This is a genomic window from Duganella guangzhouensis (assembly GCF_009674535.1).
In the GTDB taxonomy this organism is placed as follows: domain Bacteria; phylum Pseudomonadota; class Gammaproteobacteria; order Burkholderiales; family Burkholderiaceae_D; genus Rugamonas; species Rugamonas guangzhouensis.
This window is the reverse complement of sequence record NZ_WKJK01000005.1, coordinates 283,323-300,467: the sequence shown is the minus strand read 5'-3', so window position 1 is coordinate 300,467 and position 17,145 is coordinate 283,323. Positions and strand designations below refer to the sequence as shown.

9 protein-coding genes are annotated in these 17,145 nt (G+C 63.2%); 5 read left to right on the top strand and 4 right to left on the bottom strand.

The genetic code is table 11. The features are described from left to right. Positions 1 to 15: 15 nt before the first annotated feature. A complete protein-coding gene (locus GJ699_RS11995) occupies positions 16 to 3,144 on the bottom strand; it encodes a CHASE domain-containing protein (RefSeq protein ID WP_154376439.1) in 3,129 nt (1,042 codons plus the stop codon). Between the two features lie 289 nt (positions 3,145 to 3,433). Here GJ699_RS11995 and GJ699_RS11990 point away from each other — a divergent pair, with 289 nt between their 5' ends. From GJ699_RS11990 to GJ699_RS11980, 3 genes are read left to right on the top strand one after another with little or no spacing between them, the layout of a single operon-like run. Beyond that, a complete protein-coding gene (locus GJ699_RS11990) occupies positions 3,434 to 5,302 on the top strand; it encodes a putative bifunctional diguanylate cyclase/phosphodiesterase (RefSeq protein WP_371867536.1) in 1,869 nt (622 codons plus the stop codon). A gap of 2 nt (positions 5,303 to 5,304) precedes the next feature. Further along, positions 5,305 to 10,203: a HAMP domain-containing protein gene (locus GJ699_RS11985; protein WP_154376435.1), complete on the top strand. Its 4,899-nt coding sequence runs from the start codon at positions 5,305 to 5,307 to the stop codon at positions 10,201 to 10,203. After that, the gene (locus GJ699_RS11980) at positions 10,203 to 11,204 is read left to right on the top strand and encodes a CheR family methyltransferase (RefSeq protein WP_154376433.1); all 1,002 of its coding nucleotides are present in this window, start codon (positions 10,203 to 10,205) and stop codon (positions 11,202 to 11,204) included. Before GJ699_RS11985 ends, GJ699_RS11980 begins: the two co-directional genes overlap by 1 nt. Here GJ699_RS11980 and GJ699_RS11975 read toward each other — a convergent pair. Further along, a complete protein-coding gene (locus tag GJ699_RS11975) occupies positions 11,201 to 11,824 on the bottom strand; it encodes a glutathione S-transferase family protein (protein ID WP_154376431.1) in 624 nt (207 codons plus the stop codon). The genes GJ699_RS11980 and GJ699_RS11975 overlap by 4 nt on opposite strands. Beyond that, positions 11,821 to 12,489, bottom strand: coding sequence for a glutathione S-transferase family protein (locus GJ699_RS11970; protein ID WP_154376429.1), 669 nt, complete (start codon positions 12,487 to 12,489; stop codon positions 11,821 to 11,823). The genes GJ699_RS11975 and GJ699_RS11970 overlap by 4 nt, the downstream gene beginning before the upstream one ends. Before the next feature lie 138 nt (positions 12,490 to 12,627). On the opposite strand from GJ699_RS11970, the gene GJ699_RS11965 reads away from it, so the two are divergent. Continuing rightward, positions 12,628 to 15,285, top strand: a complete 2,658-nt coding sequence (locus GJ699_RS11965; RefSeq protein ID WP_154376427.1) for a M1 family metallopeptidase — start codon at positions 12,628 to 12,630, stop codon at positions 15,283 to 15,285. 384 nt (positions 15,286 to 15,669) lie between these two features. Continuing rightward, the gene (locus GJ699_RS11960; protein ID WP_154376425.1) at positions 15,670 to 16,365 is read left to right on the top strand and encodes a YceI family protein; all 696 of its coding nucleotides are present in this window, start codon (positions 15,670 to 15,672) and stop codon (positions 16,363 to 16,365) included. Between the two features lie 141 nt (positions 16,366 to 16,506). On the opposite strand, the gene GJ699_RS11955 is transcribed toward GJ699_RS11960, so the two are convergent. Continuing rightward, on the bottom strand, positions 16,507 to 17,136 hold the full coding sequence (locus tag GJ699_RS11955; protein ID WP_154376423.1) for a LysE family translocator: 630 nt from the start codon (positions 17,134 to 17,136) through the stop codon (positions 16,507 to 16,509). Positions 17,137 to 17,145 lie beyond the last annotated feature (9 nt).

Below are 17,145 nucleotides of genomic sequence, written 5' to 3'. Positions count from 1 at the left end.
TCCCGTATTATCGCTCTAGCTTGGGGCATATGCCAGTAGTTCCTGTTCGATGCGCGCCTCCAGCACCAGCAGCATGGCGTGCAGTTCCTGCAGCAGGCGCGTGGCGTTCGCGGGGTCGGCGTCGTTGCGGACTTTTTCCATCGCCAGGCACAGGTTCCCGAACTGCATGGCGCCGACCGCGCGCGCGGCGGATTTGGTGCGGTGGCCCAGTTCGGACAGGTGGTGCAGGTCTTCCATCGCCAGCGCCTCGTCCATTTCGGCCAGGCTGTCGCGCGCGGAGGTCAGGAACAGCAGCGCGTATTTGCGCATTTTGTCCGATTTGCCGGCGAAGGTTTCGGCCAGCACCGCCAGGTCGAACAGCTCGGCCGGCACGTCGTCATTCGCCACGGCCGCAGTCGCGACAGCGACGCTGGCCAGCGATGGCATGGCGGGCGCCGATGGCGCCATCTGGCGCGGCACAAACACCGGCGGCAGCGGCAGCACCGCCGCGCCATCCGGCATCGAGAAGTAAGACGGCGGCGGTGGCGCCGGCCGGCGCGGCGGAAGGCTGGCGGTGCGCGCGCGCTGGCTCATCCACTTGGACAGCATTTCGAACAGCAGCTTAGGTGCGATCGGCTTGGTGACAAATTCGTCCATGCCCGCGTCCAGGCAGCGCTGCTGGTCGTCGCGGCCGGCGTTGGCCGTCATCGCGATGATCAGCGTGGCCGACAGCTTGGGATGGGCGCGGATCAGGCGCGTCGCCTCATAGCCATCCATCACCGGCATCTGGACGTCCATCAGCACGCAATCGAAGCGCTCCTTGAGCAGCAGGTCGATCGCCTCCTTGCCGTTGTTGGCGACGCAGACCGTGGCGCCGGCATCTTCCAGCAGCTCCTGCCCCACCTGCTGGCTGAAGGTATTGTCCTCCACCAGCAGGATCGAGGCGCCGCGTATGCTATCCAGCACATCCGGCTGCACCGACTCGTCGCTGGGCTGCAGGAAGCGCACGCCCTTGGCCAACCGCGCCGTGAACCAGAAGGTACTGCCTTCGCCCGGTTTGCTGTCGACCCCGACGCCGCCGCCCATCAGCTCCGCCAGCTGCTTGCTGATGACCAGCCCCAGGCCGGTGCCGCCATAACGCCGCGTGGTCGACGTGTCGGCCTGATGGAAGGAGCGGAATAGCTGATCCAACTGCTCCTGCGTCATGCCGATGCCATGATCGGCCACCTCGAAGCGCACCATGATGTGGCTATCGCGTTCCTCCACCGGCCGTGCGCGGATAATCACCTTGCCGTTGTCGGAGAACTTGATGGCGTTGCTGGTAAAGTTCAGCAGCACCTGCTCCAGCCGCAGCGGATCGCCGCGCAGCTGATGCGACAGGCCGGGCCAGATTTCATACACCAGTTCCAGCCCGCGCGCCTGCGCGCTCTCGCCCAACTGGCTGGAGATATTGGCCAGCAGCGCATCCAGCGTAAAGTCCAGCACCTCCAGGTCCATCTTGCCGGCCTCGATTTTCGAGAAGTCCAGAATATCGTTGATGATGCCCAGCAGATGCTGGCCGGAGTGGTAAATCTTCTGCAGATAATCGCGCTGCTTCGGATGCGTGACCGACTTCAGCGCCAGGTGCGCCATGCCGATGATGGAATTCATCGGCGTGCGGATTTCATGGCTCATATTCGACAGGAAGTCGCTCTTGGCCTGGTTGGCCGCATCCGCCTCCTCCTTCAACTGATGCAGCGCCGTGACGTCGGTCGACAGCCCGATCACCGCCGTCGACGAACGCCCCAGTTCCACCGGCACCTTCACCGTCCACAGATGCTGCACCACGCCGTCGCGGCCGATGAACTGGGTCTCGCCCGAGCGCTTCATATTATCGGCAAACACCGGCCGCTCCAGTGCCCACGCGGCGTCGGCCTCGGCGGCCGGCAGCAGTTCGCGATCCAGCTTGCCGATGATGTCCTGCACCGGCAGTCCCATCGAATCGGCCATGCGCGCGTTGACGTACAGGTAGCGCCGGTTCTGGTCCTTCATGTAGACGTAGGCGTCGACGTTGTTCAGCACCGTATCCAGCAGCACGCCCTGCTTGATGGCGCGGCGGCGCGAGGCATACAGCACGAACACATAGCTGTACAACAGCATCATGCCGGCAAAGCCGGTCAACGCGGCGATCCACGGAAAGTACAAATCGAAGCCGGTCAGCAGCGCATCCTTGCGGACCTGGAACTGCGCCTTCCACAAGCTGCCATTGAAATCGATCGGCAGCACGGTCTCAAAGTAGTCCGCGCGCTGTGCCGCCGGCATCGGCGTCGCGGTCATCGCGCCGGTATCGCTGTACAGCAAACGATCGGTGGCTTCGATCACCAGGCGGCGGCGCTCAACGTCGACACTGCCATCGGCGTACAAGGTGAGATGGGCGGTGTGCACCGTCATCTCGTCAATCGCACCCTGCACCAGTTTGGGAATGCTGAAGCCCGCGCCCACCGACCCCAGATAGGCGGCGCGGCGCTCCTCCACCGTATTCAGCGGCATGTTGCGGCGGTAGACCGGCAACCGTACGCCCAGGCCATAGTGCGGCGTCGGCAGCTTGACGACGACCGGCTGGCCGGACGCCGCCACCTGGCCGCTGTCGCGCGCACCGGCCAGGGTTTTGGCGACGGCGGGATTGGCGGCGATGTCGAAGCCATGACGCTCCGACAGCAGGGGCGCCGGTTCGAGATAGGTCAGCACCGCGTAGTCGGGACGGCGGCCCGGCGGCGTGATGTCGAAATCGGCATAGCCTTCGGCGCGTACCGCGGCGACATAGCCATCGCGCTGCGCGTCGGTGATCAGCGGCGCCCAGTTCAGCACTTCGATGGCGGGGAAGTAGCGCGGGATATCCAGGCCGGTCACGTACTGGCGGAATTGCTGGCGGCTCACCTGGTCCGAGGTCTGGAACAGCGCGGCCAGCCCGCGCGTCAAATCGGCATAGGATTTGATGCGGGCCGAGATGCCGTACTGCGTGCTGCGCGCCAGATTCTGGAAGCGCTGCGCCGCATCATCATCGACCGTGCGGGAGGCGGCGCCGTACAACAGCGCACCAACGCCAGCGGCCAAGGCAATGCCCACGCCCCAGAACACCAGGCGCGAGCCACGAACTGCCTTCCTCCTGTTAGCCGATCTCAGCATGCATTATCACTTTAAAGTTGGAAATGTTTTGCATCACAGCAGCATACTATTAATGCTGCGCGGGAACCAGAGAAAGAATTGGTGAGAATTGCCGGTCGAAAACCATGTCAATCGTGCGCTCAGGGAATTTAAATTCCGATAATATTTTCCATGATGGAAAAGCTATGTGCCTGGCTATTGAAACGATAGAATAAAGCAATAAATCATTGTGCGGCAGCGCACAAAAAACTTGACTAAGAATCTCACTAGAGTATCTTTTATTTTCCAAACGCCACCGTCTACCGTAGCCGTGCAGATCCCAAAAGTTCTCCTCGTCAACGACGACCAGGCCAGCCTTTACGCCCTGGAAAGTCTGCTGCTGGACGCGGCTAATCAGCAGATTTATCAGCTGATGACCGCCAGTTCGGGCAAGGAGGCGCTGCGCCATGTGCTACTGCACGAATTTGCCGTTATCCTGCTGGACGTCAGCATGCCTGGCATGGATGGTTTTGAAACCGCCGAGGCGATCCATTCTCACCCGCGCTCGGCCGGCACCCCCATCATTTTCATCACCGCCCACTATGCGGATGAGCTGAACCGGCTGAAGGCATACCAGAAAGGCGCGGCCGACTATCTGTTCACGCCGGTGATTCCGCAGATCCTGCAGGCCAAGGTGGCGGTGTTCGTCGAGATGGCAAAGAAGAATCTGCAACTGCGCATCAAGAGCGATGAGCTGACCAGTCTTAACCAGGACTTGCGCGTCCAGCGGCTGCAAGACCTGGAACGCATCAACGCCGAACTGGAACAGGAAATCCGTGAACGCAAACAGGCGGAGCAACGCGCCCACGAACTGTCCACGCGCGATGCGCTAACCAACCTGTTTAACCGCCGTGCCCTGATCCAGCAGCTGGAACATGCGACCGCCACCGCTGACCGCAGCGGCATCGGCTTCGCGCTGCTGTTCCTCGATCTGGATAAATTCAAGCAGATCAACGACCACTATGGCCACGAAGTCGGCGACGAGCTGCTGCGCCAGATGGCGGCGCGCCTGACGGCGGCGGTGCGCGTGGCCGACATCGTCGCCCGTCTCGGTGGCGATGAATTCGTGGTCCTGATCGAAGGCAAATCCGCCTCGGCCAACGCGGCGCGCGTCGGCCGCAAAATCGAGATGGCCTGCGCCCTGCCCTTCGATATCGGCAACCACCGCCTCAAGAGCGGCGCCAGCATCGGCATCGCCCTTTACCCGCAGGATGGCGCCAGCGCGCAAGCGCTGTTGAAGAACGCCGACACCGCGATGTACCACGCCAAGCAAAATGCCGCCGCACCGGTGCAGTTCTTCCACGAGGCGCTGAATGTGCGCGAGCGCGAACGCGATCAATGGACGCTGGAGTTGCGCAAGGCGTTGGCCGCCGGCCAGCTCGAGCTGCGCTACCAGCCGCAGGTCGACATCAGCACCGGCAACGTGATTGCCGCCGAAGCGCTGCTGCACTGGCGCCATCCGGTACATGGGCTGCTAGCGGCGCCACAGTTCCTGCCGCACGTGCAGGAGCGCGCACTGCTGGACCGCATCGACCACTGGCTGATCGCGCAAAGCTGTTCACACGTCGCCCTGTGGCAAAGGCTGAACGGCACCACGACAGACGGGCCGCTGTGCATCTGGATCAACCTGACCACGCCGCAGCTGCATCCGGACCTGCTGCACACGCTACCCACGCTGATGCGCAAGCATGGACTGGCGCCGGGCAGCATCGGCCTGGAACTCAACGAAAAGCTACTGCTGGAGGCCACCGAGCCACTGGCCAAATTACTGACGCAGTTGCAAGCGGCCGGCGTGCGCGTGGCGCTGGACGATTTTGGCAGCGCGCGCTCGTCGCTGGCGGCTTGCAAACGCTGGCAGCTCAACGCGCTGAAGATAGACCGCAGCTTCGTGCACGGCATCGGCAACGACGAAGGTGGCACCGATATCGTGGCCGCCGTGGTGCATCTGGCCAAGGCACTGCGCATGCGCGTGGTGGCACTGGGCGTCAACACCCGTCAGCAGCTGGAAGTGCTGCAGGAACTGGGCTGCCACAGCTGCCAGGGTGACCTGTTTTATCCGCCGCTGCCGGCGGCCGGACTGCTGGAGCAGGCCGGCGAGACCCATATCAACCTACCTACCCTCCTGAACAACGAGGAATAACAATGAATAATATGACCGACATGGGTGAACAGCTGGACGCAAAGATTTTGCTGTCCACGTTGATGGCACTGAAAAAAGGGGACTTTTCAGTGCGCATGCCAGCCGACTGGATCGGCATGGCCGGCAAGATCGCGGATACGCTGAACGACATTATCGACACCAAGGCGCGCATGGTGCGCGAGGTGACGGAGGTCAGCCGGGTGGTGGGCCGCGAGGGACGGCTGACGCAGCGCGCCGAAACCACCAACACCACCGGCGGCTGGGCCACCATCATCAGCTCCGTCAATACGCTGATCGATGACCTGGTGCGCCCCACCACCGAGATGGCGCGCGTGATCGGCGCGGTGGCGAAAGGCGACCTGTCGCAGACCATGGCGCTGGAAGTAGACGGCCATCCGCTGAAAGGCCAGTACCTGCGCGCGGCGATGACCGCCAACACCATGGTGGAGCAGTTATCGTCGTTCTCGTCCGAGGTAACGCGGGTGGCGCGTGAGGTGGGTACCGAAGGTAAGCTGGGCGGCCAGGCGCAGGTGAAAGGCGTGGCCGGCACCTGGAAAGACTTGACCGACTCGGTGAACTCGATGGCCGGTAACCTGACCTCGCAGGTGCGTAACATCGCGGAGGTGACCACGGCGGTGGCCAATGGCGACTTGTCGAAGAAAATTACGGTGGACGTGCGCGGCGAGATCCTGCAACTGAAGGACACCATCAACGTGATGGTGGACCAGTTGCGCTCCTTCGCTTCCGAAGTGACGCGGGTGGCGCGCGAGGTGGGTACCGAAGGTAAGCTGGGCGGCCAGGCATATGTGCCGGGCGTCGGCGGCACCTGGAAGGACTTGACCGACAATGTGAACTTCATGGCGTCCAATCTGACTGGCCAGGTGCGTAACATCGCGGCCGTGACGACGGCGGTGGCCAACGGCGACTTGTCGAAAAAAATCACGGTGGACGTCAAGGGCGAGATTCTGGAACTGAAAAACACCATCAACGTGATGGTGGACCAGCTGTCCTCGTTCGCCTCCGAGGTGACTCGGGTGGCGCGCGAGGTGGGTACCGAAGGTAAGCTGGGCGGCCAGGCGCAGGTGAAAGGCGTGGCCGGCACCTGGAAGGACTTGACCGACTCGGTGAACTCGATGGCGGGTAACCTGACCGGCCAGGTGCGTAACATCGCCGACGTGACCACCGCCGTGGCCAACGGCGACCTGTCGAAAAAAATCACGGTCGACGTCAAGGGCGAGATTCTGGAGCTGAAAAACACCATCAACGTGATGGTGGACCAGCTGAACTCCTTCGCCTCCGAAGTGACGCGGGTGGCGCGCGAAGTGGGTACCGAAGGTAAGCTGGGCGGCCAGGCCAACGTGCCGGGCGTGGCCGGCACCTGGAAAGACTTGACCGACGGTGTGAACTCGATGGCGGGTAACCTGACTGGCCAGGTGCGTAACATCGCCGACGTGACCACCGCCGTGGCCAACGGCGACCTGTCGAAGAAAATCACGGTGGACGTCAAGGGCGAGATTCTGGAACTGAAAAACACCATTAACGTGATGGTGGACCAGTTGTCCTCCTTCGCCTCCGAGGTGACGCGGGTGGCGCGTGAGGTGGGTACCGAAGGTAAGCTGGGTGGCCAGGCCTACGTGCCGGGCGTCGGCGGCACCTGGAAGGACTTGACCGACAATGTGAACTTCATGGCGTCCAATCTGACTGGCCAGGTGCGTAATATCGCGGCGGTGACCACCGCCGTGGCACGCGGCGACCTGTCGAAAAAGATCACGGTGGACGTCAAGGGTGAGATCCTGGAACTGAAGGACACCATCAACGTGATGGTGGACCAATTGTCCTCCTTCGCCTCCGAGGTGACGCGGGTGGCGCGTGAGGTGGGCACCGAAGGTAAGCTGGGCGGCCAGGCCAACGTGTCCGGCGTGGCCGGCACCTGGAAGGACTTGACCGAAAACGTCAACCAGCTGGCGGCCAACCTGACCAACCAGGTGCGCGCGATCGCGGAAGTGGCAACCGCCGTGACGCGCGGCGACTTGTCGCGTTCCATTCAGGTGGAAGCGCGCGGCGAGGTGTCCTACCTGAAGGACAACATCAACGAGATGATCCGAAATCTGAAGGACACCACGCTGAAGAACGCCCAGCAGGACTGGCTGAAAACCAATCTGGCGCGCTTCACCCGTCTGCTGCAGGGCCAGCGCGACCTGCAGGCGGTGACCAAGCTGATTCTGTCCGAGCTGGCACCGCTGGTGTCGGCCCACCACGGCGTGTTCTACATGATGGACTCCGGCGACAGCGACGCCCGCCTGCGCATGATCGCCAGCTACGGCTACCGCTCCAGCCGCAAGCTGCCCACCTCCTTCCTGCCGGGCGAAGGGCTGGTCGGCCAGTGCGCGCTGGAGAAGGTGCGCATCTGGCTGACCGACGTGCCGCGCGATTACATCGTGGTGTCGTCCGGCCTGGGCGCGGCGCCGCCGACCAATATCGTGGTGCTGCCGATTCTGTTCGAGCAGCAGGTGAAAGCAGTGATCGAAATCGCCTCGCTGGACCGCTTCACCGAAACCCACTTGTCCTTCCTCGACCAACTGATGGAATCGATCGGCGTGGTGCTGAACACCATTGAGGCGAATAGCCGTACCGAGTCGCTGCTGACGCAGTCGCAGTCGCTGGCGCAGGAACTACAGCAGACCAACCAGGAACTGGCGGAAAAAGCCCGTCTGCTGTCCGAGCAAAACATCGAGGTGGAACGCAAAAACCGCGAGGTGGAGCAAGCCAAACTGGCACTGGAAGAAAAAGCCACCCAGCTGGCGCTGTCGTCCAAGTACAAATCCGAATTCCTGGCCAATATGTCGCACGAGCTGCGCACGCCACTGAACTCGCTGCTGATCCTGGCGCAGCAGCTGGGCGACAACCCGGACGGCAACCTGTCCGGCAAGCAGGTGGAATTCGCCAAGACCATCCACGGCTCCGGCTCCGACCTGCTAACGCTGATTAACGACATTCTGGACTTGTCGAAGATCGAGTCCGGAACCGTCACACTGGACGTGTCGGAGTACCGCTTCCAGAATCTGCGCAACTACGTGGAGCGCACCTTCCGTCACATGGCGGAGGCCAAGCACCTGGGCTTCTCGGTGGAGCTGAAGGACAGCCTGCCGACCGCGATGATGACCGACACCACGCGTTTGCAGCAGGTGCTGAAAAACCTGCTGTCGAACGCCTTCAAATTCACCACCCATGGCCAGGTCTCGCTGGTCATCAGCATGGTAAGCAGCGGCTTCTCCAGCGACCACGCCAACCTGTTGCACGCGGACGCGGTGCTGGCGTTCGCGGTCAACGACACCGGCGTCGGCATCGCCGCCGACAAGCTGCAGCTGATCTTCGAAGCGTTCCAGCAGGCCGATGGCTCCACCGCCCGCAAATACGGCGGCACCGGCCTGGGTCTGTCGATTTCGCGCGAACTGGCGCGACTGCTGGGCGGCGAGATCCGCGTTGAATCAGTGGTCGGCAATGGCTCCACCTTCACGCTGTTCCTGCCGTATAACCGTGCTGGCTTCATCAACTACGACACGGTGCGCGCGCCGCAAGTACGTCTGCCAACACCGGCGCCGCAAGTGCTGTACACACCACCGCAGCAGGCGGAGCTGGTGCTGGCCGATCACGACACGATACTCAGCGAGCTGGATGCCGATCTGGATGAATACAGCGGCAGCGATGACCGTGGACTGGTGGCGCCGGGCGATCCGTCGGTGCTCATCATCGAGGATGACGAGCGCTTCTCGCAGATCGTGCTGGGCTTCGCGCGCGAGAAGAACTTCAAGGGCATCGTCACCATGCAGGGCGATTCGGCCCTGAGCCTGGCGCGCGACTATCTGCCATCGGCCATTCTGCTGGACCTGGATCTGCCGGACATCGATGGCTTCACGGTGCTGGACCGCCTGAAACGCGACCCGAGCACGCGCCATATTCCGGTACACGTGATGTCGTCGCTGCGCGAGCGCGAACGCGCGCTGCGGCTGGGCGCCATCTCTTATCTGAATAAACCGGTCAGCAAGGAAGCCCTGACCGAGGAATTCAGCCGCATCCAGAAATTCCTGTTGGGCGGCAAACGCAGCCTGCTGGTGGTGGATGACGAGCTGGCGCAACGCGACTCCATCATCGCGCTGATCGGCGATGCCGACCTGCACATCGTGGCAGTGGAAACCGGCCAGGCGGCGCTGGACGCGTTGCGCGAGCAGCATTTCGACTGCATGGTGCTGGACCTGACGCTGCCCGACATCAGCGGCTTCGACCTGCTGGATATCATCGGCAAGGACGAATCGCTGCGCGATCTGCCGATCGTGATCAACACCGCCAAGGATTTGAACCGCAAGGAGGTCGCCAAGCTGAAACGCTACGCCAAGACCATCGTCATCAAGGATGCGCGCTCGCCGGAGCGGCTGCTGGACGAGACGGCGCTGTTCCTGCACCGCTCGCAGGCCAGCCTGCCGGAGGCGCAACGCCGCATGCTGGAAGAGATCCATGCGGCGGAAGGCGGTCTGGCCGGGCGCAAAGTACTGATCGTTGACGATGACTTGCGCAACATCTTCGCGCTGTCGTCTCTGCTGGAGCGGCAGCAGATGCATGTGCTGTTTGCCGAAAACGGCCGCGATGGCATTGAGGTACTGGAGCGCGATCCGACCATCGAAATCGTCCTGATGGACATCATGATGCCGGAGATGGACGGCTACGATACGATGCGGGCAATTCGCCGCATCCCTAAATTCCGGTCGCTGCCCATCATCACGCTGACCGCCAAGGCGATGAAGGGTGACCGCGACAAGTGTATCGCGGCCGGCGCTTCCGACTACATCACCAAGCCGGTGGACGTGGCCCAGCTGCTGTCGCTGATGCGCGTGTGGTTGCACTGATGTCTACCCTGTTTGCCTCCATCAAGGCCGCGCTGCGCGGCGACGCCGAAGAGCTGCTGCGCGCGGAAGCGCTGCCGCCCGAGGCGCTGGCGGACGCCGCACCGCCGCACGCTGCGGCGGGCGCGAACCGTGGGACCGGCCCGGTCATCATCAGCGTCGGCGGCGAGCGCCGTCATTCTCCGGCCTCGGTCGAGGAACTGGAACTGGAGCTGCTGCTGGAAGCATTGTTCCAGTGCCACGGCTATGACTACCGTGGGTACGAGCGCATGGTGGTACTGCGCAAGGTACAGGGAATACGCGCGGAACTGGGCCTGTCCACGATCTCCGCCCTGCAGGCACGCGTGCTGCACGATGCCGTCGTCTGCGACGCCCTGCTGCGCGCGCTGTATGTGGCCCCGGCACAGATGTTCGACGACGCGCTGGAAGTCTCCATGCTGCGATTTTCGCTGGGCGTCTGCCTGCACGGCGTCGCACTGCCACGGGTGTGGCTGGCCGACTGCGCCGGCGTGCAGCAGGCGTGGACGCTGGCCGTGCTGCTGGAACAGGAACATCTGGCCCAGCGTACCGAAATCTACGCCACCGTCGCCAGCGACGCCATGCTGGCCGAAGTCCAGCAGGCCAGCCTGCCGATGGCGCGGCTGGGCGAACTGCAAGGGAACTACATCCGCAGCGGCGGCACCGGCAAGTTGATCGACTATTTCGACGTCAGCGCCGACGGCATGCGGGCCGTGCTCAAGCCGCATCTGAACAGCCGTATCACCTGGGCCCAGTACAACCTGGTCACCGACGCCTCGTTCAACGAATTCCAGATGATATTAGGCCAGCGCGCCCTGCCCGACTTCGGGCCATCGTTGCGCAAGCGCGTGCTGCAGCTGTTCGACGACAGTCTGGCGCCATTCGGCACGCTGGCGCTGGACCAGCAGCTGGACGAACACGACCCGCTGCTGCGCCACTATCGTCCGCTACTAGCGCACCAGTCCTGGTACAAGCGTATCGCCTAATATGAAGCCGATGCGCTGGGCCGCTCCGCGATGCGATCGCGCCACGCCTGCAGGTGCGGCATGTCTTCCTGCCCCGGTCGGAACCTCATCAGGCCGCGCGCGAACTCCAGCGCGCAAAACGCCGTGATGTCGGCAATCGTGAAGCGCTGCCCGGCCACAAACGGTTGCGTGGCCAGCGTCTGATCCAGCCAGCGCGCGGTCTCGCGCATCTTCTCGCCCTGCGCCGTGCCAAAATCGGGAAACTGCGGCTGCTCCAGCGCCGCCAGGCCGGGATGCGTATGACGGATGCAGTTGGCAATGCCAAAGAACAGATGCAGCTCAACGCGCCGGTCCGCCATCTCGACGAAGGCGCGTTCGTCGAAGCCCTCACCCATCAAATTAGGCTCCGGCACATGGCCTTCCAGCCAGCTGCAGATGGCGCGGGTTTCGCACAGCACACGGCCGTCGTCCAGCTCCAGCGCCGGCACACGGCCGAAGGGATTGCGCGCCAGGTAGTCGGCGCTGCGATGCTGTCCCGCACCCAAGTCGATCTGCACCTGCTCGACGGCCAGCCCCTTCTCTGCCAGGAACATGGCGACCCGGCGCGGGTTCGGTGCGCGCGAGGAAGTATAAAATTTCATCGGGATTGTCCTGTCTCCAGCATGGTGCGCACGGTGGTGGGGTCGGTGCGCTCAGCGCGCGGCGGCAGCAGTATACCGCGCTGCACCGCCGGCCGCGCGCCGATCAGGTCCAGCCAGCGCTGCAGATGCGGCAGATCGTCCACCGTCACGCCGGACCAGCTGTGGGTACGCACCCAGGCCCAGTTGGCGATGTCCGCGATCGAATAGTCACCAGCCAGATACTCGTGGTGCGCCAGATGCGCGTCCAACACCCGGAACAGGCGTTTGCTCTCGCCCTGATAGCGGTCGATGGCCGGCTGTATCTTCTCCGGGAAGTAGCGGTGGAATACATTGGCCTGTCCCATCATGGGGCCGACGCCGCCCATCTGGAACATCAGCCATTGCAGCACCTGCGAGCGGCCCTTGAAGTCGGTGGGCATCAACTCGCCGGTCTTCTCCGCCAGATAAATCAGGATGGCGCCGGATTCGAACACCGCGAAGTTATCTTCGCTGCGGTCGACAATGGCCGGAATGCGGCCGTTCGGATTGATCGCCAAAAACCAGGGCTCTTTCTGCACGCCTGTGGACAGGTCCAGCGCATGCAACGTGTAAGCCAGTTCCAGTTCTTCCAGCGCGATCGAGATCTTGTGGCCGTTCGGGGTCGCGGCCGTGTACAGGTCTATCATGTCTCCGCCTTTGTATCCTTATTTGTAACGTTCTGTGTCGCTCTATCATAATCCCATTTGGGATTTGACAGCGCTCACGCTTCGCCGTAGATTGCTCGCTTGCCCACAAGGCTACCGAAAAATCACAAAGGATTAGCAATGCAACGCAGTTTGATTTCGCTCGCCGTCATGGCGCTGCTGGGACTGACCGCTGGCGCCCCTACCCTGGCCGCCACCGCACCAGTCGCCAAAGCCGCGCAAGTCACCACCCAGCTTCCCCGCAACGCCGTTCCGACCCATTACGCGCTGTCGCTGACGCCGGACGCCGCCAACAGCAGTTTCAGCGCCAGCGTCACCATCGCACTCGATGTCAAACAGGCCACCAAAAGCCTGACGCTGAACGCGGCCGACCTCAAATTCAGCGCCGCCGCCATCAGCGCCGGACCGGGCAAGCCTACCCAGGCGGCCAGCAAGATCGGCGTCGACGCCGACCAGCAGACCGTCACCGTGCAATTTTCCGAGGCGCTGCAACCGGGCAGCTACCAACTCAAGCTGGATTACACCGGCATGATCGGCACCCAGCCGTTTGGCCTGTTCGCGCTTGATTATGAAAACGGCGGCGCCAAAAAGCGCGCGCTGTACACCCAGTTCGAAAGCTCGGACGCACGCCGCATGATCCCGTCGTGGGACGAGCCTTCGTACAAAGCTACCTTCGCGCTGGAAGCCACCATCCCGGCTGGCCAGGAGGCGGTATCGAATATGCCGGTCACCTCGCGCAGCAAGCTGGCCGACGGCCGCGAACTGGTGCGCTTCGCCACCACGCCGCGCATGTCGACCTACCTGCTGTTCTTCGGCCTGGGCGAATTCGACCGCGCCACCGCCATGGAAGATGGCGTGGAGCTGGGCGTGGTCACGCAAAAAGGCGCGCTGGCGCAGGCCCAGTTCGCGCTCGACACCTCGCGCGTGGTGCTGAAAGAGTACAACGACTACTTCGGCGTCAAATACCCGCTGCCCAAGCTGGACAACATCGCCGCGCCGGGCCGCAGCGAGTCGTTCGGCGCGATGGAAAACTGGGGTGCGATCTTCACCTTCGAATACGGCATGCTGCTCGACCCGCGTACCTCCACGCTGTCGGACAAGCAAACCAGCTTCTCGTTTGCCGCCCACGAAATCGCCCACCAATGGTTTGGTGACCTGGTCACCATGGGGTGGTGGGACGACCTGTGGCTGAACGAAGGCTTCGCCACCTGGATGGAATCGCGCACCACCCACCGCCTGCATCCGGAATGGAACTGGAACCTGCGCCTGGTGGGCACGCGTGCAAACGCGATGGAACGCGACGCGCTGGCCACCACCCACCCGGTGGTGCAGCATGTCAGCACCGTCGAACAGGCCAGCCAGGCATTCGATGACATCACCTATGAAAAGGGCGAAGCCGTCATCCGCATGCTGGAAGAATATGTCGGCGACGACACCTGGCGCGCCGGCGTACGCAGCTACATGGCCAAGCATGCTTATACCAACACCGTCTCCGACGATCTGTGGCGGGAAATGGAAAAGGCCGCGCACAAGCCGGTGACCGCGATCGCCCACGACTTCACCTTGCAGCCAGGCGTGCCGCTGATTAGCGTGTCGGCCGCCGTTTGCAAAAACGGCAGCACCACGGTCCAGCTGACCCAGGGCGAATACAGCCGCGATCAGGAACACAAGAAGCCACTGCGCTGGCGTGTGCCGGTGCTGGCGCAGACCGTGGGCGGCGCCACCGCCCGCACCGTGGTCAGTGGCGGCAAGGCCAGCCTCACGCTGCCGGGTTGCGGCGCGGTGCTGGTCAACGCTGGCCAGAGCGGCTACTACCGCGCGCTGTATGCGCCATCCGCTTTCACGGCATTGGCCAACAGCTTTGCGGCGCTGCAGCCGATCGACCAACTGGGCCTGCTGTCCGACACCTGGGCGCTCGGCATGGCAGGCCACGAGCCAGCCTCCAACTTCCTGGAACTGGCCACCCGCACGCCGCTCGACGCCGCGCCGCAGGTATGGGACAAAATAGCGCAGGAGCTGTCGGCGCTGAGCGACGATTACGAAGGCAAGCCGCAACAGCGCGCGGCACTGGAACGCTTTGCGCGCAGCCGTCTGGCGCCGGTGCTGGCCCGCATCGGCTGGGATGCCGCCGCTGACGAGGCGCCGCCGGTCGCCAATCTGCGCGAGACGCTGATCAAGGCGCTGGGCAAAATGGGCGATGACAGTGTGGTCGCGGAAGCGCGCCGCCGTTACGCCGCCTCGCTGAGCGACAAGGATGTGCTGTCGGCCGCGTTGCGCCGTCCAGTGCTGGCCGTGATTGCCGCCAGCGCCGATGCCGCCACCTGGGATCAGTTGCATGCCGCCGCCAAGGCCGAGCAGGTGAACATGGTGCGCATTGAGCTGTATCAGCTGCTGGGCTCCAGCCGTGATCCCGCACTGGCGCAGCGCGCGCTGGATCTGGCGCTGAGCGACGAGCCGGGCGAAACGCTGGGCGCGGCCATGGTGCGCGCGGTGTCGGTGCGTCATCCGGACCTGGCGTTCGACTTCGCCATGGCCCACTACGCCCAGCTGGAAAACAAGGTGGAAGCGGGTTCGCTGAGCCGCTACTTCCCGGCACTGGGCAACCGCTCGGCCGATCCGGCCATGACAGGCAAGCTGCGCGCCTACGCCAGCAAGTATCTGCCGGCCGGCGCGCATAGCGACACCAACACGGCGATTGCATCGGTCGAGTATCGCATCAAGGTGCGCGCGCAGCGCCTGCCGCAGATCGACCAATGGCTGGCGCGGCACGCCGGCTAAAAAAAAACCAGCATCATCGTGAGATGGTGCTGGTCGCAAAACGCTCGAGAGCGTGGGGATGTTCCGGGTCCGCTGGCTATCGTGCCATCGGGACGAAATTTGTGCCGGGCTTGTCGGTCCGGCAACCGGGCGCTGGGCTTGGCCTCGCGCTATGGGTGCTACTTTGCCACCGATGCGCAAGCTTAGGCTTAGGACTTCATTAAGGTTACTTAATGAGTCAGGAAGTGGGTCAGGAAGGGAGCGGGGAATTGGTGCCGGTGCTTCAGGCCACCGGCCAGCCTGCTGAGCAATACTCTGTGATGTCCGGCATCAGCCTGGATGCGGGATCGACGGGAGCACGCTGGGATCAGCCGCGCGATATTAATAGGACATTGTTACGGCCAAATGACGCACAAGACCTTTACTTTCACATTGACCACCGTGGCGCTGGCCGCGATCACCGCGTGCAGCTCGGCGCCGCCGGCGGACGTTGCGCCACCAGCCATCATCGCCACGCCAGCCGCTGCCTCGCCAGCGCCACCGGCACCGCAGGCGCCGACCGCCGGTCCGCTGCTACGCATCGACAGCGCGCAATCGCTGATCGCCGTCACCGTGCGGCGCGGTGGCGTGCTGGCGCGACTGGGGCACGATCATGTGGTGGCCGCGCGCACCATCAGCGGCACCGTCTCGCCATCTGAAAACCGCGCCGACTTCCAGTTCCGCCTCGATGAGATGAGCGTCGACGAAGCGGACCTGCGCCAGATCGCGGGGCTGGGCAAGCAGCCATCGGCCGACGCCATCGCCGGCACCCGCCACAACATGCTGACCAAGGTACTGGATGCCGAACACTATCCGCTGGTACAGATCCACGCCGAACGCATGGCGGACGGCCAGCCGCTGCAAGTGTCCATCACACTGCACGGCGTCACCCGCACGCTGGCGATACCGGTCGAGCTGCGCGAAGAAAATGGCAGCATCAACGTCAAGGGCACAGTCAACCTGAAACAAAGCGATTTCGGGCTGACGCCGTTTTCCGTGATGGCCGGTGCCATGGCGGTGCAGGACGAGATGGAACTGCGCTTCGACCTCAGCGCAAAATAAGCGCAAAATAAAAAAAAGGCCCGCAGCACAAAAGGCGCGGGCCGAAAGTTTCAAATCGGGAGAGACTTGAAAGAGCAAAGACAGTATCTCAGCGCTGCATGACGCCATGATGACATCGTGCGTCCCCCGAACAAACTTTTTTTAGCGAGCCACGATCAGCCGCAAACCCAGGCCGACGAAAATCGCGCCGGCCACACGATCCATCCACTTGCCGGCCGCCGGCGTGCGATTGATCCACGCCCCCACCGCGCCCGAGAAATAACCCAGCAAGCCAAACACCAGCACCGCCTGCGCGGTGAACAGCAATCCCAGTTGCGCCGTCTGCCAGCTGGCGTCGCCGCGCTCGGCCAGCACAAACTGCGGCAGGAACGACAGGAAGAACAACACCACCTTGGGATTGATCGCATTCGCGAACAGCCCCTTGGCAAACAGCTTGCGCAGACTTTCGTCAGGCAAGCCAGCACCCTCCACGCGCGCACCGCCATGGCTGCGCAAGGCGCCCCAGCCCAGCCAGATCAGATACAGCCCGCCCGCCACCTTCAGCGCGGTGAAAGCCAGCGGCGACGCCTTGATCAGCGCCCCCACGCCCAGCGTGGCCAGAATCGTGTGACTCAGGCAGCCCAGCGCGCAACCCAGGCCAAACATCATGCCCTGACGGCGGCCGCGCGACATGCCCACGCTCAGCACCATCAAATTGTCCGGCCCTGGCGAAATCGTAATCAGCAGCGCGGCGCCGAGAAATCCCAAGAATTGTTCTGGTGAGATTAACAAGATATTTTC